This window comes from Cohnella caldifontis (assembly GCF_029360585.1).
GTDB classification, from domain to species: domain Bacteria; phylum Bacillota; class Bacilli; order Paenibacillales; family Paenibacillaceae; genus Cohnella; species Cohnella caldifontis.
This window is the reverse complement of record NZ_JAQZSJ010000003.1, coordinates 93,421-116,623: the sequence shown is the minus strand read 5'-3', so window position 1 is coordinate 116,623 and position 23,203 is coordinate 93,421. Positions and strand designations below refer to the sequence as shown.

General features: G+C 60.0%; 22 protein-coding genes and 1 riboswitch. Of the genes, 5 read left to right on the top strand and 17 right to left on the bottom strand.

The window, feature by feature from the left end; genetic code table 11:
- Positions 1-7 precede the first annotated feature (7 nt).
- The 3 genes from PTZ19_RS06265 to PTZ19_RS06255 all read left to right on the top strand — a co-directional run bounded on the left by PTZ19_RS06265 (position 8) and on the right by PTZ19_RS06255 (position 2,992).
- Positions 8-529, top strand: coding sequence for a TetR/AcrR family transcriptional regulator (locus tag PTZ19_RS06265; protein WP_276353134.1), 522 nt, complete (start codon positions 8-10; stop codon positions 527-529).
- A gap of 148 nt (positions 530-677) precedes the next feature.
- Positions 678-2,123 (top strand): DHA2 family efflux MFS transporter permease subunit, encoded by a 1,446-nt coding sequence (locus tag PTZ19_RS06260; RefSeq protein WP_276353132.1) that lies wholly within the window; start codon positions 678-680, stop codon positions 2,121-2,123.
- A 2-nt stretch (positions 2,124-2,125) separates the two neighbouring features.
- Positions 2,126-2,992, top strand: coding sequence for an NAD(P)H-binding protein (locus PTZ19_RS06255; RefSeq protein ID WP_276353131.1), 867 nt, complete (start codon positions 2,126-2,128; stop codon positions 2,990-2,992).
- Between the two features lie 25 nt (positions 2,993-3,017).
- Here the strand turns inward: PTZ19_RS06255 and PTZ19_RS06250 are convergent, their stop codons facing one another.
- Together PTZ19_RS06250 and PTZ19_RS06245 are read right to left on the bottom strand one after the other, a co-directional pair.
- Complete coding sequence (locus PTZ19_RS06250; RefSeq protein ID WP_276353130.1) at positions 3,018-3,917, bottom strand: DMT family transporter; 900 nt, start codon at positions 3,915-3,917, stop codon at positions 3,018-3,020.
- A 25-nt stretch (positions 3,918-3,942) separates the two neighbouring features.
- The gene (locus PTZ19_RS06245) at positions 3,943-4,554 is read right to left on the bottom strand and encodes a TetR/AcrR family transcriptional regulator (RefSeq protein WP_276353128.1); all 612 of its coding nucleotides are present in this window, start codon (positions 4,552-4,554) and stop codon (positions 3,943-3,945) included.
- 147 nt (positions 4,555-4,701) lie between these two features.
- On the opposite strand from PTZ19_RS06245, the gene PTZ19_RS06240 reads away from it, so the two are divergent.
- Together PTZ19_RS06240 and PTZ19_RS06235 are read left to right on the top strand one after the other, a co-directional pair.
- A complete protein-coding gene (locus PTZ19_RS06240; RefSeq protein WP_276353126.1) occupies positions 4,702-5,940 on the top strand; it encodes an MFS transporter in 1,239 nt (412 codons plus the stop codon).
- 23 nt (positions 5,941-5,963) lie between these two features.
- Positions 5,964-6,608 carry a peroxiredoxin-like family protein gene (locus tag PTZ19_RS06235; protein WP_276353125.1) on the top strand — a complete coding sequence of 215 codons (645 nt, stop codon included), beginning with the start codon at positions 5,964-5,966 and terminating at the stop codon, positions 6,606-6,608.
- 4 nt (positions 6,609-6,612) lie between these two features.
- On the opposite strand, the gene PTZ19_RS06230 is transcribed toward PTZ19_RS06235, so the two are convergent.
- The 15 genes from PTZ19_RS06230 to PTZ19_RS06160 all read right to left on the bottom strand — a co-directional run bounded on the left by PTZ19_RS06230 (position 6,613) and on the right by PTZ19_RS06160 (position 23,045).
- A complete protein-coding gene (locus PTZ19_RS06230) occupies positions 6,613-8,034 on the bottom strand; it encodes a sigma-70 family RNA polymerase sigma factor (RefSeq protein WP_276353123.1) in 1,422 nt (473 codons plus the stop codon).
- Between the two features lie 227 nt (positions 8,035-8,261).
- The gene (locus PTZ19_RS06225; RefSeq protein ID WP_276353121.1) at positions 8,262-9,578 is read right to left on the bottom strand and encodes a 6-phospho-beta-glucosidase; all 1,317 of its coding nucleotides are present in this window, start codon (positions 9,576-9,578) and stop codon (positions 8,262-8,264) included.
- Between the two features lie 19 nt (positions 9,579-9,597).
- Positions 9,598-10,539 (bottom strand): metallophosphoesterase family protein, encoded by a 942-nt coding sequence (locus PTZ19_RS06220; RefSeq protein ID WP_276353118.1) that lies wholly within the window; start codon positions 10,537-10,539, stop codon positions 9,598-9,600.
- A 41-nt stretch (positions 10,540-10,580) separates the two neighbouring features.
- On the bottom strand, positions 10,581-11,279 hold the full coding sequence (locus PTZ19_RS06215; protein ID WP_276353116.1) for an HAD family hydrolase: 699 nt from the start codon (positions 11,277-11,279) through the stop codon (positions 10,581-10,583).
- A complete protein-coding gene (locus PTZ19_RS06210) occupies positions 11,272-12,042 on the bottom strand; it encodes a glycerophosphodiester phosphodiesterase (protein WP_276353114.1) in 771 nt (256 codons plus the stop codon). Before PTZ19_RS06210 ends, PTZ19_RS06215 begins: the two co-directional genes overlap by 8 nt.
- Positions 12,024-13,019, bottom strand: a complete 996-nt coding sequence (locus PTZ19_RS06205) for an N-acetylglucosamine kinase (protein ID WP_276353685.1) — start codon at positions 13,017-13,019, stop codon at positions 12,024-12,026. The genes PTZ19_RS06210 and PTZ19_RS06205 overlap by 19 nt, the downstream gene beginning before the upstream one ends.
- Positions 13,020-13,065: 46 nt before the next feature.
- On the bottom strand, positions 13,066-13,908 hold the full coding sequence (locus PTZ19_RS06200; RefSeq protein ID WP_276353113.1) for a carbohydrate ABC transporter permease: 843 nt from the start codon (positions 13,906-13,908) through the stop codon (positions 13,066-13,068).
- Positions 13,905-14,786 (bottom strand): carbohydrate ABC transporter permease, encoded by an 882-nt coding sequence (locus tag PTZ19_RS06195; RefSeq protein ID WP_276353112.1) that lies wholly within the window; start codon positions 14,784-14,786, stop codon positions 13,905-13,907. Before PTZ19_RS06195 ends, PTZ19_RS06200 begins: the two co-directional genes overlap by 4 nt.
- A gap of 39 nt (positions 14,787-14,825) precedes the next feature.
- Positions 14,826-16,160, bottom strand: a complete 1,335-nt coding sequence (locus tag PTZ19_RS06190; protein ID WP_276353111.1) for an ABC transporter substrate-binding protein — start codon at positions 16,158-16,160, stop codon at positions 14,826-14,828.
- Positions 16,161-16,294: 134 nt separating this feature from the next.
- Positions 16,295-17,296: a LacI family DNA-binding transcriptional regulator gene (locus PTZ19_RS06185; protein WP_276353110.1), complete on the bottom strand. Its 1,002-nt coding sequence runs from the start codon at positions 17,294-17,296 to the stop codon at positions 16,295-16,297.
- Between the two features lie 352 nt (positions 17,297-17,648).
- The gene (nrdF, locus tag PTZ19_RS06180) at positions 17,649-18,614 is read right to left on the bottom strand and encodes a class 1b ribonucleoside-diphosphate reductase subunit beta (RefSeq protein ID WP_276353109.1); all 966 of its coding nucleotides are present in this window, start codon (positions 18,612-18,614) and stop codon (positions 17,649-17,651) included.
- Positions 18,615-18,659: 45 nt separating this feature from the next.
- Positions 18,660-20,744 (bottom strand): class 1b ribonucleoside-diphosphate reductase subunit alpha, encoded by a 2,085-nt coding sequence (gene nrdE / locus PTZ19_RS06175; protein ID WP_276353107.1) that lies wholly within the window; start codon positions 20,742-20,744, stop codon positions 18,660-18,662.
- Positions 20,731-21,090 carry a class Ib ribonucleoside-diphosphate reductase assembly flavoprotein NrdI gene (nrdI, locus tag PTZ19_RS06170; RefSeq protein WP_276353105.1) on the bottom strand — a complete coding sequence of 120 codons (360 nt, stop codon included), beginning with the start codon at positions 21,088-21,090 and terminating at the stop codon, positions 20,731-20,733. The genes nrdE and nrdI overlap by 14 nt, the downstream gene beginning before the upstream one ends.
- A gap of 144 nt (positions 21,091-21,234) precedes the next feature.
- Positions 21,235-21,444, bottom strand: a riboswitch (cobalamin riboswitch).
- A gap of 84 nt (positions 21,445-21,528) precedes the next feature.
- Entirely contained in the window at positions 21,529-22,206 is a 678-nt protein-coding gene (locus PTZ19_RS06165) for a Na-translocating system protein MpsC family protein (RefSeq protein WP_276353103.1), read from the bottom strand.
- A gap of 131 nt (positions 22,207-22,337) precedes the next feature.
- The gene (locus PTZ19_RS06160) at positions 22,338-23,045 is read right to left on the bottom strand and encodes a Na-translocating system protein MpsC family protein (protein ID WP_276353102.1); all 708 of its coding nucleotides are present in this window, start codon (positions 23,043-23,045) and stop codon (positions 22,338-22,340) included.
- Positions 23,046-23,203 lie beyond the last annotated feature (158 nt).

Genomic DNA, 23,203 nt, shown 5'->3' with positions numbered 1-23,203 from the left:
ATGGCGAATGGCGAAAACCGAATCGGTATCGGTGAATCGGAGATCGGAGATCCTATCGGCGGCGATCGAGGTGTTCGCGGAAATCGGCTATTTCCGGGCGACGACGGCTCAAGTGGCGGAACGGGCGAGCATCTCGCAGTCCTATGTTTTCCGGTTCTTCGCTACCAAAGAGGCCTTGTTGCTGGCGGCGATCGAAGCTTCTTGGCAGCGGGTCCTCGATTCGTTCCGCCAAGTGGTGGAATCCGCGACGCCTGAACAACTGGAGCACGATCTGATCCTTGTTTACGAAGAAATCCTCGCCAAACATCAAAATGAGGTGCTGCTGCAGATGCAAGCCCAAACGATCCGGGAGCCGGCGATCCAAGACGCGATGCGGGACGGATTCCGGCAAGTTCGCGTCACGGTGCTGAACGCATTCCGGAAAGCAGGCCTTCCGCAGCCGGAGGAACGGACGATGCTGTTCCTGGCGCGCGGCATGTTGTGCAACGTCGCCGTAGCCCTGAATATGCCTGAGCTGAAAGAGTTCTGATATTCTGCGGCAAAAAAGTGATTGATTGATCACTTTCCATCGTGTATAGTGGTGAAAGACAAGTGATTGATCAATCAATTTATATTGTTATTTTTTTGAACATTTGTGATTGATCAATCACTCATAAATTCTAAAGGAGAGATGTTCCATGAATGCATCGGTTCAACCCGCCGCAGCGGCAACGCGTGCGGTATCCCATCGCTGGTGGGCGCTGATCGCGCTGGCGCTGGCGCAATTTCTGGTCGTGCTGGACGCCTCGATCGTCAATATCGCGCTGCCGTCCCTCGGAGAAGAGCTTATGCTCGGCACGAACATGCTCAGTTGGGTGATCACCGCTTATGTGCTTCCTTTCGGCGGTTTTCTGCTGCTTGGCGGCCGACTGTCCGATCGATTCGGGCACCGTCGTCTATTCCTGATCGGCGTCACCGGGTTTGCCGCCGCATCCGCGGCGGCGGGACTCGCCGACTCGGGGGCCTGGCTGTTAACGGCGAGAGCGGTGCAGGGGGCTTCGGCCGCGCTGCTCGCTCCGGCGGCGCTCGCCCTTGTCACCCGGTTGTTCGCGGATCCTCGGGACCGCGCGAAAGCGCTCGGCATCTGGGGTGCCGTCGCGGGCATCGGAAGCGCGGCAGGCGTACTGCTCGGCGGCGTGCTTACTTCTTCCTTCGGCTGGCCGTCGGTGTTCTACGTGAACGTTCCCGTTGGATTGCTGGTCGTCGCGGCTACGCCGCTGCTCATCGCGAAGGATGCGGCAGGCGACAGCGCCGGCCTGGATATTCCGGGAGCGGCGACGGTAACGGCCGGCATCGTATCGCTCGTGGCCGCGCTCTCCGGAACGGAGAGAGTCGGCTGGGCTTCTCCGCAGACGTTGATCCTTGCCGGACTCGCCGTCGTTCTGCTCGTTTCGTTCATTCTCTGGGAGAAACGTGCCGCTCAGCCCCTTATGCCGCTCGGCGTTTTCCGGAACCCTTCGATCACCCGGGGCAACCTGGCCATGTTTCTTATCGGCGGCGCGACGACCGGACTGTTCTTCGCCCTGTCGGTTTACATGCAGCAAGTGCTTCAATATAACGCCATGACGGCGGGACTGACCCAGCTTCCGCTGGCCGGAGCGTTAGTCGCGATCGCGGGAGCCGTGCCGGCCGTCGTCAAATCGATCGGCACGCGCCGTACGCTGGCCGGGTCCTTGATATTGCTGGCAGCCGGTTTGATCTGGCTTTCGGCGGCGCCAAGCGAAGCAACGTTCGCGGCCGATCTGCTCGGCCCGACCATTGCCATCGGCATCGGCTTAGGCGGTGCCTTCGTCTCCGGAACCGAGCTTGCGGTGCACGGTACAGCCGACAGAGACGCGGGGCTGGCCAGCGGACTGGTCAATACGAGCCAGCAAATCGGGGGCGCGATCGGGCTCGCTCTACTGACGACGATCTCCTCGGCCAGAATCGATCATCTCCTGGGCAAAGGAACGGCCGCTGCGGAAGCTTTAACCGGCGGGTTCGCCTGGGCGTTCCTTGGGGCTGCCGCGTTCGCGCTGATCGGCGCGGTCATTGTCCTCGCCGGCTCGGCCGGCGCCGCAAAATCCAATACGGAGGAGAGATGATCATGCGCAAAGCTTTGGTCGTAAGAGCAGGCCGCGGTTTTGGAAAAGCGTTAATCGGAACGCTGGCCGGAAGGGGGGTTGAAGTCGTCGCCTATACCGGATCGCCGGAAAAGACGGCGGCTTTGAGGGAATCGTACTCCGGTTCGCCGGGCATCAGGATCGTGCAGGGAAAAGCGGATCATCCGGGCGAGTTGGCGGCTGCGGCGGAAGGCGTGGACGTGATCTTCTGCGGTCTGTATCTGACCTACGACGAGAAACCGGAGAAAGCCCGGCGGATGCTCGATGCCGTACGGGGCGCGGCGACGCGCGGCGGCGCCAAGATCGTGGAGCTGCAAGGGATTTATCGGCCCGCCGAAGCGCTGCGCGATGCACCCGGCCACGGGGCGCAACGCGACATCCTTCGAATTTCGGTTCCGGAGCTGTACGGCCCGACGGCCTCCAACACGCTCACGCATTACGCGATTCGCAAAATCGTGCGAGGCAAGGCGGTGATGCCGTTCATGGACCTATCCGTTCGAAGGGAGTATCTGTATCTGGACGATGCCGCCCGGCATGCGGCCGAACTCGCCTCGATGGAATCCGCGTACGGGAAAAACTGGCGCTTGCGGGGCGGACCGCCTCTCTCTTGTTCGGAGCTGCTCGGCATGGCGGGCGCGATCGCGGGCCGGGAGGTTCGCTACGAGCGGTATGCCGAATGGAAGCTTCGCTTGCTGCGTTGGTATGAGCCTCGGGTCCAGGAGCTTCTGGAGCGTTTCAACCGGGGCGAAGAGGATGCCGTGGCAGCGTCCGTTTATGACGGCGACCCTTCCATCTCTTACGAAACGGGCCTTGCCCTGACCTTCGGACGTCTCGAGGGCAAGCCCATTTAACCGGCGGAGCAGCAGGACGAGCACTTCAACTTTCAACGCGAATCGAGGCCTTCCGGGCGGTTCGGCCCGGCCTCGGGAAATTCAGCAGCAGGAAGCCCGCTATGAATAACAAGGTTCCCCCAATGAGATAGAGCGTGATCGGATCGCGAAAAAACAAGCGGGCCCACACGATCGTGAATAGGACGGTGCAGTTGCCGAGAATGGCGACGGCCGCGAACGGCACCCGTTTGATCGCTTCCGCGAACCAGAAAAAGCTGAGGCCCGTAATGGCGCCGAGCAGCACGAGGGCTCCCCATGCCCACGCCGTCATCGGTCCCGTGAACCCGTGCGATTGGATCGGGATCGGAATCGTGACGACTAAGGTACTCAAACAGAACATGGATAGGTTCATGCTGCCGTTATCCATCGTCTTGAGCAGGATGCGCTGGCTTAAGACGTGCACGGCCGCGCCGGCGCCGGCCAGCGTGAAGAGCAGCGTCGTGAGGCCGCCGGTTCCATGCACCAGCTCGCCGACCGGCGCGCCGTTCCAGCCGACCGCGATGACGCCGGCGACGCATAACGCCGCGGCCGCCCAGCTCCGGGCGGTGATTTTCTCCTTGAACAACAACGCCGCCGCGAACAGAAGCACGACCGTTTGCACCGGCTGCACCACGATATTCCCGTAGGAGAACCCGATTTTCAAGGCGAAATTCTCGAGCGCGTAATTCGCGGCTTTTCCGATCGCCCCGATCCAGATCCAGGCGAGACCTAGACGGATCTGGATTTTGCCGTCCCGGATCCACAGATAGATCCCGAGAAACACGACGCCGAAGAAAAAACGGGCGAAGGAAATCACGGCGCTGTCGGTCATCGCGGACGCGGTTTTGACCAGTACCCCGACGAAGCTCCAAGCCAGCGTGGCCAGCAGGAGCAGAACATAACCCAAACGGGTTCACCTTCTTCGTGATCGATTAACGCGAATCCGCCGCCGTCGCCAGGCACAGCCCTTTCAAATGAGCCTCCAAACTTTCGATGTTCATCCGCACGTGCCGGTTGTCGCCTTCCAGCTTGCTCAGCATGATCCCGCCTTCCATGACGGACAGCGTGAAGGTCGCCAAAGCGTCCGCGTCCAGGTCCGCTCTGAACTCGCCGGAACGAACCCCCTCCGAAATGATGCTCTTCATGATGCCCAGCGTGTTGTCCATGCCTTGGCGCGCCCTTGCGCGCAAAACCGGATGGCCGTCGTCGCTCTCCGTCGCCAAATTCAGCAACGGACACCCGCCGGCGAACGGCGGGTGATCGACGACATTCTCGTATACCCTCAGAAACACGAGCAGCTTGCCGATCGCGGTAGATTCCCGTTCGAGCGCCTCGGTGATCACGCGGTTCACGACGCCGCCCGCATGCGCGTAGGCCTCGAGGGCAAGCTCGTCCTTGCCGGCGAAATAGCGGTAGATGCCGCCTTTCTTAATCCCCGTAACCTCGGTGATGTCCGATAAGGAAGACGCCGCGTAGCCTTTGCGGTTGAACAGCTCGGCGGACTTCGCGATGATGCGCTTGCGGGTGATTTCTCCTTTGGGCATGATCATTCCCTCCCTGAACGCGCCGAATGTTGGTTTCATTATAGCAAAAATCGCTTTCCATCCGTTCTTCCTCATGCTATAGTAAAAAATACCGATCGGTATCTTTTTTTATGAATTCATTATCGGAAAGTCTGGTGGTTGATGAATATGTGGTTCAACGAACCGAAACAGGCCTGGATCGGATTGGGCGTTCTGTGGATCGTCGGGTTTATCGGCGCTTTGATGCGGTTTATCATGGCCTTTTTCCAAACGCGGATTTCGGAGGATTTGGGTATCGGCAGAGGGTTCATCTCCATGGCCTGGTCGACGAACTTGCTCATCGCGGCCTTATGCGCGCCGCTGGGCGGATGGCTCGCGGACCGGTACGGACCGAAAAACGTGCTGCTGGCCAGTTCGGTCCTCGGGGCTGCCGGTACGGGGATCGTCGCGTTCGGACACCAGGAGATCGTATTTTTCCTAGGTTACGGCGTCGTCTGCGGGTTCGCCGGCATCGGCACGACGACGGTCTACCTGCTCCTGTTCGATTGGTTCCGGCATCATCGGGCCAAGGCGACCGGCTTGCTGGCGAGCGCGTCCTCGCTGGGCCTTGCCGTCTGTACGCCCATCTTCGTGTCCGCGAGCGGGCTGACTTGGAAGGATGCTTTCCTCGCCTCCTTCGCGCTCGGCATCGTCGTGGCGCTGCCCGTCATTTACTGGGGAATTCGCGAACCGCAACCCCGAGCCGAAGCGGCGGGAGCGGCGGCGACGGAGGAACCGGAAGAGGCGGAAAGCCGAATCGGGCAGCAGACCGCAGGGTCCCGGCTTCGCGCCAATGCCGCGTTTCTGCCTCTCTTCCTCATCGTCGCGGGTTCATTGTTCGCCTGCGGGTTTAACATGGGGACCGTCGAAATGAACCTCGTGGCCATTCACCAGCTGGCGAACGTACCCCCGGGCATGATCGCGTTATCCATGAGCGTGCTCGGCATCATGGAGATCGCCGGGTCGCTCCTCATGGGGTATCTGCTGGACCGCATCCATAAGCTGGTCATGATGACGGTATTGTACGGCATACGGATCCTGGGGTTCAGCCTGCTTTACCTGCATCTCGGGTGGTCCCCCGTCCTATTCGCCGTCGCATTCGGCGCAACGTATTTGAGCACGGTGCCTGGAGGATTGCTAGTCGTCAAACAATACTTCCAGGGTCACGGCAAACAAACGGGCTGGCTGCTGCTTTTCCATCAAGCCGGAGGGATTCTCGGCGCGTTCGTCGGAGGCGTTTCCTTCGACTACTATCGCGATTACCAGGTCTTGATCGGCGTGGACGTCCTCATGTGCGCGCTTGCCGCGCTTGGATACTTCTATCTATACGCGACCCGTAAACGCGGTTTGCGTCTGCGTCTTGCATGAGAGCGGAAGAGGAGGAACGGCATATGCTGTTGAACGAACTACTGGAGGAAGCGAAAAAGAACTTCGAGGCCAAAGCGCCCGAGGACGTGCAAACGGAGATTTACCGCTTGATGCGCGAGCAGGAGCAGTCGGAAACCGCATACGGCTTGCAGCCGGGGGAGCGGGCGGAAGACTTTACTTTGAACAACGCGAACGGCGTCGCCGTGAATTTGCGCGAGCGGCTTGCGGCGGGTCCGGTCGTGCTCGTCTTTTACCGCGGGGGGTGGTGCCCGTTCTGCAACATCCAGCTGCGGGCCTATCGGTCCGCGTTGCCGGAGATCGAGGCGTTGGGCGCCCAATTGGTGGCCGTCAGCCCGCAAAGTCCCGACAACGCGCTCTCCCAACAACAGAAAGAGGACCTTCGTTTCCAGGTCCTCAGCGACACGAACGGCATGGCGGCCGCCCTTTACAAAGTGCTGTTCGAGGTTCCGCCTCGCCTCCGGGAGCTCATGGCGGGCAAATTACGGGTCAACCTGGCCGAATACAACGCGGCGGACCGCTGGATCCTGCCCATTCCTTCGACTTTCATCATCGACGCGTCAGGCATTGTCCGATCCGCGTACGTCAACCCGGATTTCATGAAACGGATGGAACCGCAGGATATTCTGGATCGACTGAAATCGCTGTAGTCATTTAAGCGCGTGCCGGCGCCTGTCCCCTGTGCACGACATTGCATACGGCCAGCGAGTTCCCGTCCGGATCGAAGAATCCGCCGATTCCGTTCATGCGGACCCCGCGCGCGCGCAGCCCCGCCAGCACGGGGTCCGCGTTCGCGGAATAAAAATCGAACACGCTGTGGGTTACGTTCGTACGGGTATCCGCGAATCCCAGCCGGCGGTCGTCTTGCGTCTCGACGAGGTAGACGTTCGGCACCCCGAGCCTCTCCCCTCCGTCGAGATAGAGCATGGCCGCGCCCCCGCTCTCCGGGCTGCCCAGCACCTTCATCCCGAACACTTCGGCGTACCAATCGACCGCTTGGTCCAGGTCTTTCACCGGAACCTCGACGCTCGCGATTCGCCACGCGTACGGATGCGCCCTCTGCGGTTCGTCGCTGCCTTGGCCCCGGAATTCCACGTTGCAAACGCCGAAGGAGTTGCCGTCCGGATCCCGAAATCCGAAGCCCGGCCGATTCGGTTCCCGCTCCCAATCGATTTCGTTCACGTCGACGCCGCGTTCCGTCAGGAAGCGATAATACCCCTTCAGATCGTGGGTGTAGAGATCGATCACGCTTTGCGTGTAGCCGTACCGCGTATTCCGGAACGTCAATCTCCGCTTGTCTTCGGTCTCTACCAGATAGAGGGTCGGCACGCCGATCGAGCCGGCGCCGCCTTGGAAATGCAGCATGGCCGCCGTTCCTCCGTCCTGCCGCTCCCCCTGAAGCTTCGCGCCCAGCATTTCCGCGTACCATTCCACCGCCCTGCGCAAATCGGAGACGGGAATTTCGATCGAAGCGATGCGCGGAACGATCGCGCGCATGACTTCATGCTCGAGGTTTTGTTCGAAGCCGTCTTGCTTCGCCGCTTCCTCCATCAACGTGACCAACTCCTTTTTCAGCGAATCTTTCGCCCGCCGGATCCGGCTTTCCGCCGCATCGACGGATATCTCCAGCATCTCGGCGGTTTCCTTCAGCGTAAAGCCGCCGACGTAATAAAGCGTCGAGGCCAGCCGCTGGGGTTCATTCAAGGCGTTCAAAGCATCCAGCACCTGCCGTCTCCGGTCGCGCTGCAGGACCAGCTCCTCGACCGTATGGCCGGCTTGCTGCTCCAACGCTTCGTCCAACGGCGCGTATCTTCCGGCCGTTCTCCGCGAATTGAGGCTAAGCCGCCTGGCGATGGAATAGAGCCAGCTCCCCAGCCTGTCGGGTTTTTGCAGCGCGTGCAGATTCATGTACGCTTTGAGAAACGTCTCCTGCGCGATATCTTGGGCGCCATGATAATCCCGCACGATTCCGTACGCGACGGCGTGCACGACATTGGCGTATTTGCGGACGATCGCGCCGAACGCGCCCCAATCGCCGAGCTGCGCGGCCCCCACCCATTCCTCGTCGCGACTCACCTTCGTTTCCTCCTTTCGTTAGGCAGACACATAGGGACGGTTCTTTCCGTCGGGTTTCGTTTAAAAAAAATTCATTATATAGAAAAAGACTTCGACGCGAACGGTCGAAGTCCTGAGGGAGAACACGATTTTTTCGGGCTAATGGCCGGACGTTTCCTCTGCCGCGGGGAATTCCACCTCAAATCGGGCATTTCCCCTCTGGTCGAAGGGATTGGGGCTGCTCCATTTCATGATCGGAAAAACGCGGGCAAGTACGGTTTGTTTTGTTCCAGCATCTCATCCAGCAATACTTTGGCCTTGCTCACCGAAGGCACCAGCGGATGGCTGGCCATCGCCTGGAGCGCGATCCCCCTGTCCCCGCTAAGCGCGGCTTCGATCGTCAGCCTTTCGTACGTTTTGACGGCGGCGATCAAGCCTTTCGCCTGCTCGGGCACCTTCGAGACGGGCAGCGGGATCGGCCCCTTGCCGGTAACGACGCAATTGACCTCGATGGCGGCGTCCTCCGGCAGGAATTCGAGGATTCGGCCGTTCGGCACGTTGAGCGTCTGGATGTCGCGATTGTCGTTATGGAGCGAATCCATGAGATTCACCGCCGCCTCGGAGTAATACGCTCCGCCCCGCTGCTCCAGCTGTTTCGGCTTTTCCTTCAACTCCGGGTTGCGGTACAGCTCGAACAGCTCGTCCTCCACCCGCTTCACGACCTCGGCGCGCGTTCCGTGCGTTTTCAGGGATTCCAGTTGCTCGGCCAGCATCGCGTCGGTCAGGTAGTAGTATTTCAGATAATAGGAAGGCAGCCCTCCGAAACCGCGCAGGAATTCGGGGTCCCACTCCGTCATCGGCACGTTCTTCCCGACGTATTCCTCCCGCCGGTCGAGCAGTTCGGCCAGCTTGTCTTCCCCTTCGACCTCGATCCGGGTTACCCAATGCAGATGGTTCAAGCCGACGAATTCGGCATAAATGCGGTCGGCGGGCGCGCCGTACTTCCGGCTGAGCCATTTTTGCAAGCCGATCGGCGCGTTGCACAGCCCGATGCTCTTCACCCTGGAATGGCGCGTGATCGCTTCGGTGACCATGCCGGCCGGATTCGTGAAGTTCAGGAGCCACGCGTCCGGCGCGAGTTCCCCGATGTCCCGGCAAATGTCCAGCAGCACCGGGATGGTGCGCAGCGCCTTCATCATGCCGCCAGGCCCCGTCGTCTCCTGTCCGATCACGCCGTGCCGGTTCGGAATATGCTCATCCCATTTGCGGGCTTCGAGCAATCCGACCCGGATCTGCGTCGTGACGAAGTCCGCGCCTTCGATGGCGCTGCGGCGGTCGAGCGTCAGCCGGACGTCGATCGGAAGGCCGGCCTGGGCGACCATGCGTTTCGCCAGCTCTCCGACGACTTCCAGCTTGCGCCTTCCCGCCTCGATATCCACGAGCCACAGCTCCCGGACCGGGAGCCGTTCGTAACGGTTGATGATCCCTTCGACGATTTCCGGCGTATACGAAGAACCCCCGCCGATCACCGCGATTTTCAGCCCGTTGCCTGTTCGTTTTCCCATGTTGCCATCCGCCTCCCGGTCATGATCTGCCCGCGGCGGCGGGCCGGTGCGCCAGCGGCTCGCGGATCGTCTCGCCGTTGTCCAGGCGAACCCAAGTCTCGAACCCGGGCTCTCCTTGCCGGAGCCGGATGACGCGGGCTCCCCGCGGGAACGTCTTCCTGCCGTAGGTGTGGTAGCCCGTGGCGCGGCCGTAGCCGAGACGGATGCCCCCGAGCTCTCCCCAATAATCGTTCAGATGGTCGTGGCCGCAGAACGTGCCCATGACCCCGCCCGCTTCCAGCATCGCGGAGAAAAACCCGGAATTGACCCGCGGATAGCCGGGGATTTCTTGGCGGCGGCCGTAGCAGGTTTGCGACTTCCATACCTGCTCGTACTCGGGCAGCGGAATATGGAAGAAGACGAGCGAGGGCAGCGGGCGGCCGCCGTTGCGCTCGTTCAGCGTACGCGATTGCGCGAGGAACCAATCGATCTGGCTGCGGCGGATCCAATCGTAGCCGCCGATCTCCGGTACGGGCGAATAGCTGCCGGTATCCAGGAAGTACAACGCGGCAGCCGCCGTTCCCGCCGTATCCTCCACGCATAGGACTGCGTTGCCGACGCCGTCGACGCCTTCCGCGCCCGGTCCGTTGGCGTTGCCGGGAAGCTCCGCCAGCGTCTTCATCAGCTCCGGACGGGACACCGCCCCTTCCCCGTCATGGTTGCCGAGCACCGCGGCCCAGGGCAGCCCGCTCTCCGCCGCGGGCGCCGCGGCGGCGCGCAGGGACTCCCGCGGATCCGCGCAGCCTCCGCCATAGATCAAATCCCCCGTGAAGACGACGAAATCGGGCCGTTCGGCCTCCAGTACCCGCTCCATCAGTTCCCGGGTCCGCAAATCCTCCGGCTCTCCGTTCTGCCAGTGGAGGTCGGTGAATTGTACGATCGTGAACGTCCCGTCATCCCTGCAACGTAAAACCGCACTCATGATCGTTCACTCTCCGTCATTCGTTTCGCGTCTGAGCCGCCTTAAACCAGCGCCGCCCGATAGTGGGACAGCAGCTGCGGAAACCCGCCGATACGGCGATCCGCCTGCTCCAGTTCCCCGGCATGATGGAAGCCGGCGTAATCGCAGCCGATGACGGTCAGCCCGTTGCGCTTGCCCGCCTCCACGTCGGACACGCGGTCTCCGACCATCCAGGCCTTGCCGACGCCCCGCTCCGAGAGCAGCAAGCGAACGAGATCGGCCTTCGACGCCGTCCGGTACCCGCCCGCGCTGTAAATGCCTTCAAAGAGCCCCGACAGTCCCTTCGCTTCTACGACGCCCCGCACGTAAGGCTCCAGACCGTTGCTGGCGACGAACAGCCGCACGCCGGCCTCCCGCAGTTCCCGCAACGTCTCGCGAACGCCCGGGTACAGCTGCCCGATGCCGGCCTTCAGCCCTTCGAGCTGGTAGGCGAGCAGCAGCTCGTTCGCCCGTTCGTGGACGGCGACCGGCTGGTCGGGCAATACATTCTTCCAGATGTCTTCCAGCAGCAGGCCCAGCGAATCGATAAACCGCTGCTCCGGCGGACATTCTCTCACGTACAGCTTCTCTTTCTTCAGCTGCGCGAACGTCTGGCGGTAGGCCGGAAGGAGCAGCGTCTCCGTCCGGAACAAAGTTCCGTCCAGATCGAAGATCATCGCCTCCGGCACCGTCAGAAACCGCACCGCATACGTTTCAATCATGGGCATGCGTTCCTCCGTTCTCCTCCAGCAGCTTGCGCAGAACGCCCGGCCGGTTCGTGATGATGCCGGACGCCCCCCATTCCAGCATCCGCCGCATGAGCAGCGGGTCGTCGACGGTCCACGGGTAGACTTGCAGCCCGCGCCGCGCCGCCGCGGCGGCGAAGCCGCCATTCAAGCAGCCATGGTACATGTGCATGGAATACAGGGCAATGCCATTCTCTCTCTCGAACGCCTCGTAATCGAACCATTCCTCTTCTTCGTAGAGCAGCCCGACCCGCAGGGAAGGCGACAGCCGTTTGCACCGGACCATGCAGTCGTGGTCGAACGAAGACAGGAATACGCTGCCGGTCCGGCCCGTCCTCTCCAGCAAGTCAACGAGCAGGCGCTCGACGCCGGGATGATCGAAGCTTTTGATTTCCACGTTGATGCCGATCCGGGGCGGCACCAGCTCCAGCACTTCTTGCAGCAACGGCAGCCGCTCGCCCCGATACTTCGCGCCGAACCAGGCGCCCGCGTCGAACCGCTTCAACTCCGCCGCGGTCATCTCGGCGATGCGGCCCGTGCCGTCGGTCGTCCGTTCCAGCGTTTCGTCATGGCAGACGACTAGCTCGCCGTCGGCGCTGACGTGAATATCCAGCTCGATCGCGTCGCATCCTTGCTCGAGCGCCAGCCGAAACGCGGCCAGCGTATTCTCGGGGGCTTCGGCGGAAGCGCCGCGATGGGCGATGACCAGCGGCCGCGCCGTTAAGGCGAAGTCGGACATGGAAGTTCCTCCTGTTCATTACGGATCGCCAGCTGGCTGCGCAGCGAGCGCGATTGCTCCGGGCTCAGCTCATGACCGGCGCCATCCATGGCGGCCAGCACCGCCCCGATCACCGGCTCCACGTCCAGCTTGACGATCCAGGCTTTCGGAGCGAGCTTGGCCAACGCCTCCTTCAGCGGGCGGATCGTCCAAGGCTCCCCCTGCGCGCGCGTCAGGATGCTGCCGACGAGCACGACCGGGAACGTCTCCCCGCCCATGCCCAGCTTGCCGATGACCGCTTTCGCCGACATCGCCAGCTCTTCTCCCTGCCGCTCGAGCAGGCCGATCGCCGCGGCATCCCCTTCGCGCGCGGCCTGGAACAAAGCCATGACGAGATGAACGGGCACCTGCAAATCGCGGTCCAGGAAGTCGTGCTTCATCGCTTCCACGCTCGCGTATCCGAGCCGCTCCAGCACCCTCCGCGTAAGTTGCGTAGGCTCCGCCCGTCCTTCATCGGCGCGGATGACGGCGCGGAACGCCTCCTCCGACAGGATGAGGCCGCCGCCGAAATCGCCGTACCGGTAGCCGAAGCCGCCCAGTTGGAATTCCTCGCCGCGAAGATTGCGGCCCATCGCGTTCGTTCCGGCTCCGCATACGAGCACGACGCCGTGCGGCCGGTCCGCGCCCGCGCGCAAACCGATATAGGTATCGCAGACGACTTGGACGCGCCTTAAGCCCATTGCCGCCGCGATCGGATTCAAAATCTCGTAGTCGGCCGGCCTGTCGGCCCCCGCCAGCCCGATGCAGGCAGCTGCAATGTCCGCCCTGCCCACGCCGGCCGCCGCGAGCGCTTCGTCCAGCGCGCGGTTGACGTTCGCTTTCATTTCCTCGACGCCGTTCTGATGGTTGCCGTTCCCGCTTCTCCCGACGCCGAGCACGCGGCCGGTTCCGTCGGCGATCACGCAGATCGTCTTGCTGTTTCCCCCGTCCATCCCCATGAAGTACAACGTTCTCCACTCCTTTCGCTGCTGCGATTCTGCGAGGTCACGACTTGACGGAGCCCATCATCAACCCGCTGATCAAATAACGGTTCAGGAACGTCACGATCAGGATCGGCGGGATCATGCTGATCACGCCGACCGCGCACATCATCGGATAATCGATGGAGGTTTTGAGCACGAACTCCGAGATGAAGACGTTCAGCGTCTTCAGCGAAGGCGAGAACACCATCACCGTGACGAACATGCTCCAGCAGCCGAGGAACGTGATGATCGCGACCGCCACCAAGCCCGGCGCCGTGAGCGGAAACACGATCGCGAACAGAATGCGCCACCTGCCCGCGCCGTCGATCGTCGCCGATTCCTCGATTTCGTACGGCAGCCCCGCGATGAAACCGCGCATCAGCCAGACGGCGATCGGCGCGAAAGCGGAACAGAAGACGAGGATAATGCCCGGATAGGTGTTCAGCAAATGCATATCCATCATGAGCTGGTACAGCGGAATCATGACCGCGTAACCGGGCAGCGCCATCGTGGCGATGCAAATGAAGAACACCCAGTTGCGCCCCGGAAACCTGACCCGGGCGAACGCGTAGCCGGACAAGAGCGCGAGGAAAATGACGACGATCATCCCTCCGACCGAACCGATCAGGCTGTTGAGCGACGTTTCCCTCATCGTGGCCCAGACGTCCCAGCTGTTCTGGTCGAAGCCGAACAGCTTGCCGTAGCTTCCGAAATTCGGGGCGTCCGGGAAAATGTTCGGCGGAAGGGCGGTCAGATCCTTGACTTTCGATATGCTGGTGATCGCGGTCCAGATAACGGGAAGAAGCGACCAGGCGGCCAGCAGCAGCACCGCGCCGGCGAATCCGATACGTCCGATCAGCTTCACGAGGCTTCCTCCTTGTACATGGACTTAATGTACGAGTAGTTGACCAGCAGCGTAATGACCGTGACCAGGATGGAGATCGCCATGCCGTAGCCGAATTTCAAGTCGCGGAAAGCGACCGTATAGTTCTTCATCGTGATCGTCATCGTGTCCAGAGAAAATTGGTTCATGATATACGGCTCGTCGAACAGGTTCATCGAAGTCATCGTCGCCATGCTGATCGCGATCGTGATGCCGGGCGCGAGCAGCGGCAGCGTGATGCGGCGGAACTGCTGCCACTTGCCCGCGCCGTCGATCGAGGCCGATTCATAGAGGTCGTTCGGAATTTGCTGCAGGAACGACAGCAGGATCAAGGAGGCATAAGGCAGGTTCCTCCACACGACGATCAAGCAGACGAGCAGAAGCGCCACCCATTTGTTGACCGTCCACAGCTGGTATTCCGATATCCAGCCCCACCGCTCGAACAGCACGTTCGCGATTCCGTATTGGGGATGGAAAATCCACCGCCAAGTCACTCCCCCCACGACGGGGGGGAGCGCCCACGGCAAGATCATGACGGCCAGCACCAGAAACCGGATGCGGAAGTTCCGCCGGAGCAGCAAGGCGGCCGCCAAACCGAGCAGCATCTCGAACAGGACCGTGACGACGACGTAGAACCCCGTGTTGCCCAGCGTACGCCGGATGCTCGGATCGGTGAACAGCTTGGCGTAATTTTTGAAGCCGACCCAATGGATATCGTCCGGATTGGTGAGCACCATGTTCTTGAAGCTGTAGACCAAGGAAAGGGCAAACGGAATGAGGACGAACAGGATGATCAGCAGGACAAACGGGGCGATCATCAAATACGCGTCCCCATACCGCGCGCGATGCTGCCTAAACATGTCTTCTTCCACCCCCGGCCGTTAGAACTCGCACCGCGATCAACCCTTATCGATGTTTTCCGTCGCTTTGATGATCATGTCCGCGGTTTTATCCACCGACCAATGCTCCTTCAGGCCGCTGTTGATCGCCGTGTAGGCCGCTTCGGAGAACTCGGCGTACCAGGAAGGCTGGCCTTGCAGGAAGATCGCCTGCACGTCCTCCAGCTGCTTCGCGTAGACGTCGCCGTGCGGAAGGTCGCCGGACTCGAACAACGCCTGAATGACCGAGTTGCGCGTAGGGAAGATGCCGCCCTGCGTCTTGTACGTTTCTTTCATCACGTCCGGAGACGCCAGCCATTTCAGCACTTCGATCGCGGCTTCTTTATGCTCGGCGTGCGCCGGGATCATGATGCCTTCGGGCATGGCGGTCGTCGTGTGGTGGGTGCCGTCTCCGGGCACGAGAATCGGCTTGACGTAGTCTTTGATCTGGGAAGTCGCGGGATCGCTCGCTTCGTTGATCTGCCCGGGACCGGCCAGCAGCTTGATCGAGCCGCGGCCCGACTTGAACGTCTCGATGACTTCCTCGTACGGTATGCCCAGCGCCTTCGGATCGATCAGACCGGCGTTGAACATTTCGAAGATATAGGACAGCGCCTTGTAGGAAGGCGAATTTTTGTCTTTCAGGTTCAGATTCCAGTTGTCGTCGAATACCTGACCGCCCAACGACTTGGTCATCAGCATCCACTCGTGCGTCGTGTTCTCGCCCGCTTCCAGCGTCGTCACGATCGGATACTCGTCTTTGCCCGAAGCTTTGATCTGCTTGGCGGTTTCGATGACGTGCTCCACGGTGTCGACCGGCAAATCGCCGACGTAATTGGAGTTGACCATCGAAATCCGGAAGTCGTTGAAGAACGGCAGCGCGACGATATTGTCCTTATAGGTGAAAACGCTCAGAATGCCGATATCCGACTTGACGTCGTCCGCCAGCACGTCCTTCAGGTCGACGTTCCATTTGGCCGCGCCCATCTGGCCGACCCACGACCAGTCGATGTCGACGATGTCCGCGGGAGCGGAGCCGCCGGCGGAAGTCGTGACGATGTTGTCGTGGATTTGCGAGAACTTCATGTTCTCGACTTCGACCTTGATGCCGGTCTGGTCGGTGAACTTCTGGAAGAAATCCGGCGTGAACTTGTACCAGGGCGGCATCAGCATCTTGACGGTCTGGCCCGCGTAAGGCTTGGCGTCCGCCGGCGCGGACGAGGATGCGGATGGGGATGAAGCAGGCGCGGAAGCGGAAGGCTGGGTGTCGGCCGATTCTTTCTTGCCGCCGCAAGCGGCGATCAACATCAGGACGAGCATCAGAGCGATCATTCCAAGCAAACGTTTTTTGAACACGAAAACGCCACCCCTTCGATTGGATGAATCTGATTGGGATTTCCGGAACTTCGCTTTCCTTACCGAATGGAAACCGGTTTCTATAGATGGTAAAAAAAATCGCTTTGCGGCGGGCGATCAGGCGCGGCCGGCCGTTAAGGCCGGCGCGCGGATTCCCGTACGATCAAGTTGACGTCCACCCGGTGATCCGGAGGCGGGAGCTCCGCTTCGCGGATCATGTCCAGCACGGCGTTCGCCGCGATATTGCCCATCGCTCTCCGCTCCTGTCGGATGGAGGCGAGCGGAGGATGAAGGTACTCGCACAGCGGCAAATCGTCATACCCGACGATCATCAGCCGGTCCGGAACCTCCACCTGCAGTTCCTTGGCCGCTTGCAGGACGCCGGCGGCGATCGTGTCCGCCGCGCAGAACACCGCGGTCGGCGGCTCCGGCAGCGTCAAAAGGCGGCGCCCCAGCTCCGCCCCGCTCTGGGTGGAATACTCGCCGGCAAGCGCGTATTCGGCGGGTACGGGCAAACGCTCTTCTTCCATCACGCGGCGATAGGTCATCATCCGCTTCGCCGATTCGAAGCTCCAATCCGGCCCGGAAATATGCGCGATGCGGCGGTGGCCCTGGCCGATGAGGTGCCGAACGGCGAGCTCGGAGCCCCGCTCGTCGTCCGAGGAGACATAGCCGACGCGGCTCCCGGACAAGTTCCGGTCGAATACGACGCAAGGAATACCGCTGTCCAGCAAGCTTCGGACGGATGCGGGCTCCGGGTAATCCCCGAGCATGATGACGCCGTCCACTTTATACTCCTTGGCGAATTTCAGGAAGTCCTCGTCGGGGCTGGCGGCGAACATCAGCACGTGGTACTTCTCTTTCACGAGCGCCTCCCGGATGCCGGACACGACCTCGCTCCAGTATACGTGGACGATGAACGACTCCAGCAGGTCTTCCGACACGAACAAGCCGATCAAGTTCGATTTGCCCGTCGTCAAGCTCTTGGCGAACACGTTCGGCGTGTACGTCGTGCTTTCGATGGCGTCGAGCACTTTCCGCCGGGTCTCCTCGCTCACCCCTTTATAGTTATTCAATACTTTCGATACCGTCGACTTCGCGACTCCCGCCTTCTTGGCGACATCTGAAATGTTCACTTCATGCTCCTTCAACGTTCCGATGGAAACCGGTTTCGATAGTATTATAAGCGTTTCCATTTCCAGGCGTCAATTTCTTTTTCGTCGTCTAACGGTTTTTTCGGAGCCTTCCCGAACGCTGCGCTTAATAAGATGATTGGACTGTGGAAAATGCAGGCCGTACGCTATAGCGGCGATATGCTCGCGGAGTCCGCGAAATAGAGCACCTCGTGCGCTATTGCGGCGATTTGGCGTAGTTTTAGCAGGCTCACATAAAGCAGTGAGGCACCCCGAAGGATGCCTCACCGTTACCGCCGAAAAACTTTTATCGAAGTCCTTCAAAGACGAGCGACCGCGATACGCGGAATTCAAGTTAGAAATCGAACTGGAAATCGCGGTCCGTCAGCGGCTCCACGTGAATGGTGCGGACATAGCCGTTGCCTTTCTTGGAGAAGAAATCGTGCTGCTTCGTGCGCGTGCTGATGCCGTTCAGAACGATCGGGTTGATGTCTTCCTCGGGGAAGAGAGGTTCAAGCCCCAGGTTCATGAACGCCTTGTTCGCGTTGTACCGCAGGAACGCCTTCACTTCTTCCGTGAGCCCTACGGCCCCGTACAGCTCTTCCGTATACCGCTCCTCGTTGCCGTGCAGGTAGCGCAGCAGCCCTTGGAGCGTCTCGACGGCGGCCGACCGCTCGTCTTCGTCCAGTTCCGCGAACACCTCTTGGGCCAGCAGGCCGACATATAAGCCGTGGATGCTCTCGTCCCGCAGGATCAAGTCGATGATCTCGCCGCTGCTCGTCATTTTCCCCTGTCCGGCCAGGTAGAGCGGGTAGAAGAAGCCGCTGTAGAACAGGTAGCTCTCCAGCAGCACGGACGCCGCCATCGCCAAGTACAGATCCTTGCGCGTTTGAATGTTGCCGTAATATTGGGAAATCGTCTCCGCCTTCAGCTGGAGGCAAGGGTTCCGTTCCACCCAGCGGAAAATTTCGTCGATCTCCTCGTTCGTCGCCAGCGTCGTGAAAATGCTGCTGTACGATTTGGCGTGGATCTGCTCCATCATGCCCATGAAGCCGAGCACCGCTTTGCGCTGCAAGCCGTCCACGTGCTCCAGGATTTTCGGCATGCCGATCCCGCCTTGGACGGTATCGAGCAGCGTCAGCCCGCCCAGCACTCTCTTGTACAGCTCGCGCTCGTTATCGTTTAACGTCATCCAAGACATTTTGTCTTCGGACAGCGGAATCTCTTCGTCCGTCCAGAACTGCATGATGTTCTGGTTCCAAAACATGATCGTGAAATCGTCGTCCGGACGGTTCCAGTTGACCGCCTTCCAGCTCTCCATGGCCTGTCTCTCCGTTCTCGTATTCTCGTTCGAATCGCGTTTCTCTTACACGGAGCAGCTGACGCACTCCTCGACGGACAACCGGTTCGTCCGGGTATAGTAGAGCGACTTCAGCCCCTTCTTGGCCGCGTAGATATAGTACCGGGCAAGCTGCCGCGTCGTGACGTCGCTGTTGACGTGCAGCACGGTCGAGATCCCCTGGTCGACATGGGCCTGAATTTCCGCGATCAAATCCAGCACTTTGAATTGATCCATATTATAGGCCGACTTATAGAAGAAAAGGTTGTCGCGGCTCAGGAACGGCATCGGATAATAGGTCGTCGAGTTGGCGTATGTGCGCGTCTCGATCGGTTCCACGATCGGCATGACGCTGGACGTCGCGTTCTGGATATACGAAATGCTCTGCGTCGGCGCGATCGCCAACCGGTATGCGTGATAGAGTCCATGCTCGCGTACGGCGTCCCTCAGCCCTCTCCAGTCTTCCGGAGACGGGACCGGGATGCCCTCGAACAGCGACTTGACCTTCTCCGTGACCGGACGATAATCGGTTTCCAAATACCGCTCGAAATACGTGCCGTCCGCATAGTCCGACCGTTCGAAGCCCGCGAACGTGACGCCGCGCTCCCTGGCGATTTCCATGCTTTTTTCGAGAGAGTGGAAGTTGATCGTCATGAAAAAGGCGCGCGCGAAATCTTTCGCCTCTTCGCTCTCGTACGCGATTTTGTTCTTGGCGAGAAAGCCGTGCAGGTTCATCGCGCCCAGCCCCACCGAGTGCAGCTCGCGGTTCGCTTTCGCCACGCCCGGCGCGTTCGAGATGTTCGTCATGTCGCTGACCGCCGTGAGCGCGACCATCCCCGCATGCACCGACTCCCGCACCTTTCGCCGTTCCATGACGTTGGCGATGTTCAGGGAAGCGAGATTGCAGCTGATGTCCCGGCGGATCAAGTCCGGCTGGCCGTAATCCCCGATCTCCGACGTCTCCTGCATCTGGAAGATTTCCGTGCACAGGTTGGACATTTTGATGCTGCCCAGGTTGCGGAGCGCGTGCGCGCGATTCGCGTTGCTCTTGTTCATGATGTAGGGATAGCCGGATTCGAGCTGGATCGTCGCGATTTTGACCAGCATGTCCCGCGCGCCCATGACCTCTTTCTTGCGCACGCGGCTGTCCGCCAGCAGCGTGTCGTACATCTCGTCGAGGTCCATGTCGTCGAGATGCGTTCCGTACGCCTTGTAGACGGTATAAGGCGCGAACACGTGGAGCGGCTTGTTCTCCTCCGCCAGCTTGTAGAACTTGCTGGGTACGATAAGGCCGATCGACAGCGTCTTCAGCCTCGTTTTCTCGTCCGCGTTGATTTTTTTGCTGTCCAGGAACTCCATGACGTCCCAGCCGAAAATGTTGTAGTAGGCGGCCCCCGACCCGCGGCGCTGGCCCATCTGGTCGGCGTAGGAGAACGCGTCCTCCATCAGCTTGAGCACCGGCATGATGCCCTTCGCCGCGCCTTCGACCCCTTTGATCGGCTCCCCGCGCCCGCGGAGCTTGGACAGGTTGACGGCCACGCCGCCCCCGATCTTCGACAGCTGCATGCAGGTGCCCAGCACGAAGTTGATCGAGTTGAGCGAATCGTCCATCTCCAGCAGGAAGCAGGAGACCATTTCGCCGCGCCGGCTGCGGCCCGCGTTCAGGAACGTCGGCGTCGCCGGCTGCAGCCGCTGCTCCATCATCGCCTCGGCCAGCGCCCGCGCGGTCGCCGCGTCGCCGCCGGCCAGATGCAGCGCCACGATCGCGACCCGGTCCGGGTAGTGCTCCAGATAGAGCGACTTGTCGTTCGTTTTCAGCGCGTAATCCGTATAAAACTTCGACGCCGCCATGTAGGACGGAAACTCGAATCCGTAGCCGTGCGCAATCCGGTAAACGTCTTCGACCTCGGCCTGGGTATAATGCTCGTACACATTCTCGTAATAGTCGTTCTCGACCATATAACGGACTTTCTCCGTCGTATTCGCGAACCGGAGGCTTTTGCGGTAAACCTCTTCCATGAACGCCTGCGCCGCTTCCCGGTCTTTGTCCAATTGGAAAAAGCCGTCCGCGTCTCTCTTCATCAGCAAATTATTGAGTTCAATGTGCCGCAACCAAGCTCACTCCCTGCATGAATTGTTCGACGTCCCTGCTCGTTCCCGACAGCTCGAATTTGCTCAGCACGGGCACCCCGTACAGCTCCGAGATCCGGTCGGCACTGCGCGCGAAGCCTTGCCCCCAGTTGCGGTTGCCGCTGGCGGACACGCCGATCAAGTGCCGGTGGTTTTTTTGCAGGAAGGAAGCGACTTTATCGGGAACCTGCCCGAATCCGGTCGTATAGGTGACGAGCACGAAAGGCTCGTCGACGGTCATTTCCTCCCGGATTTGAACCGCGGGCAGATTCAGTTTTCCGACGAACCGGCCGACATTGCCCGTCTTCGAATCGTAGACTACCAGCATGCGTGCAATCTCCTTCCGTTCCCTCGACGCCGAGAATTGAAAAGGCGCATCCGGCCCGTGGAAGGGCCGAATGCGCCAAGGCGAGCAAGCGAATATACGCATACTTGCGTCTGGACGAACGGACACCTTCCTGTTCTCCGCAGGGGTCGTGTCAATGAACAGGCAGGTCTCCTGGCTCGAGGATCCAAGCATTCCGTCCGCCTTCCCGGCCCGTTCGATGGAACGTAAGCCAGTGGCCAATCGGGACGATACTCCCCTCTTACAGTGGCGGGACCGCGCCGGCTTCGCACCGGACTTCCCTATTAAGTCTCTCGTTCTCGCAAACGATCAGACACCCGTTCAGAACTATATGTAGTTGATAGATTCAAATTTATATCAAGATATGGGCTTTGTCAATCGCAAAAAAAGAGATGCGCCGCCGATGGGCGTCCGCCCCCTCTAGTTGCCGAGGATGAACGCCATGAGCGATTTGTCGTTCTTGAAGCTCCAGTCCACGAAAATGTCCGATACTCCGGCGCCGCAAATTTGGTCGAACCTTCCCTGCCGGTGTAGATAGGTTTTCTCCAATTCGTCTTTGGTCGATTTCAGTTCGAATGCGAAGCCCTTCTTGATCAAGGCTTTTTCGATGGCGATCAATATCCCGTTCCGTTCCACCAAATAATGCCGAGGGGATACGACGTAAGTATGGATCTCGTCGGGCGCTCTTTGCACGAGTCGGCTGATCCGGACGATCTCTTGCTCGAGCAGCCGGGTGTCGAATGCCGCATGGGGACTTTCGCCTATCGATTCATCCAACTCGAACATCAGAACGCCGGAATTGTTCGGAAAATTCCAGTCCTGATAGTACTCCTTTACTTCCCGCTCCAAGGAGACGCGGATGATGCCCTCCAATTCCCCCAAGATCCGATCGATGATCGCGGTCCGGGCTTTCTCGACCTGAAAGTCGGACCCTTCGCGCATCAGAACCTCTTCCATCGGCGAAATAAAGCCGCGGATATGGACCAGCATGTGTTTGCCGCCGGCGAAGGTCTGGCAGATCTGAGGGCCGCGGCCGAAATTTTGCCGGAGCAATTTGCTCACGTAACCGCTGATCGCGTTCGATTTCTCTTGATCCACGGAACCCGCACCTCCCTACGTTCTTTATTCGCTATTTCGCCGGGGCTTAGTCCCAAAAAGCAAAAAAAACCAAGACCGCCGAAGGACCGAGCCTTCCGGGAATCTTGGTTTCTCTTTCGCTTCCTTGCGGCTTACCCGTTCTTTAAGCAAAAGAGGATATAGCTGCGGTCCTTGCGATAATCCCATATCATGAATAACCCTTCGACCGCCCTTCCGAAGACGGCGGAGAACGACTCCTTGCGGGCCGCGAACCGCTGCTTGATTTCCGCCGACCTCTCTTGCAGGATCGAGACGCTGCCTTTTTCGAACAGAAGCCTTTCGATGGGCAATAAGACGCCGTGGCATTGTACGGCATAGAGGTTCGGATGCAAGGGGATCAGGTCCAGCCTCTCGGGGGTTTTGCAGGTATCGGAGCAGAGCTGCTTGATCCGTTCCGCGAGTTGTTCTCCTAGACGGGAATCGGCATCGGACCGGTTCCCTGCGTCGGAATGGCCCGCCTGATCGTTCCCCATCAACAGAATGCCGGCATTCGAATCATAGTCCCAATCGCTGTAATGGACGTTCAAAACCGCGCCCAGCACCTTTTCGGCTTCCAACGCGAACTCCGAGCATACTTTGTCCATGACGGTGGAGCGGAAACGATAAGCCAGCAGGTTATGGCCGCCCTCCACCAGCGCTTGCTCGGCCGGCGTCGCGAAATTGTGGACGTGGACGGCGAACCAGCTCCGATCGTGCGTAACGAAACATTTTTCCGGGCCCTTTCCGAACCTCTTTTTCAGTAATTTGCTGAAGTAACTCGTGAGGTACACCAGTTCTTCCTGAACCAGGAGCTTATTCATTCTCTAATCTAATCTCCTTTAATAAAAAAGGCCTAACCCCTTTAAAATTTAAAGAAGTTAGGCCATGGAAAGACGTGCTATCGCGAGATAGTTTCTCCCATTTACCAGTCATATTCATTTGGCAGCGAACCAAGTACTATTTTATCATCCCTGACACA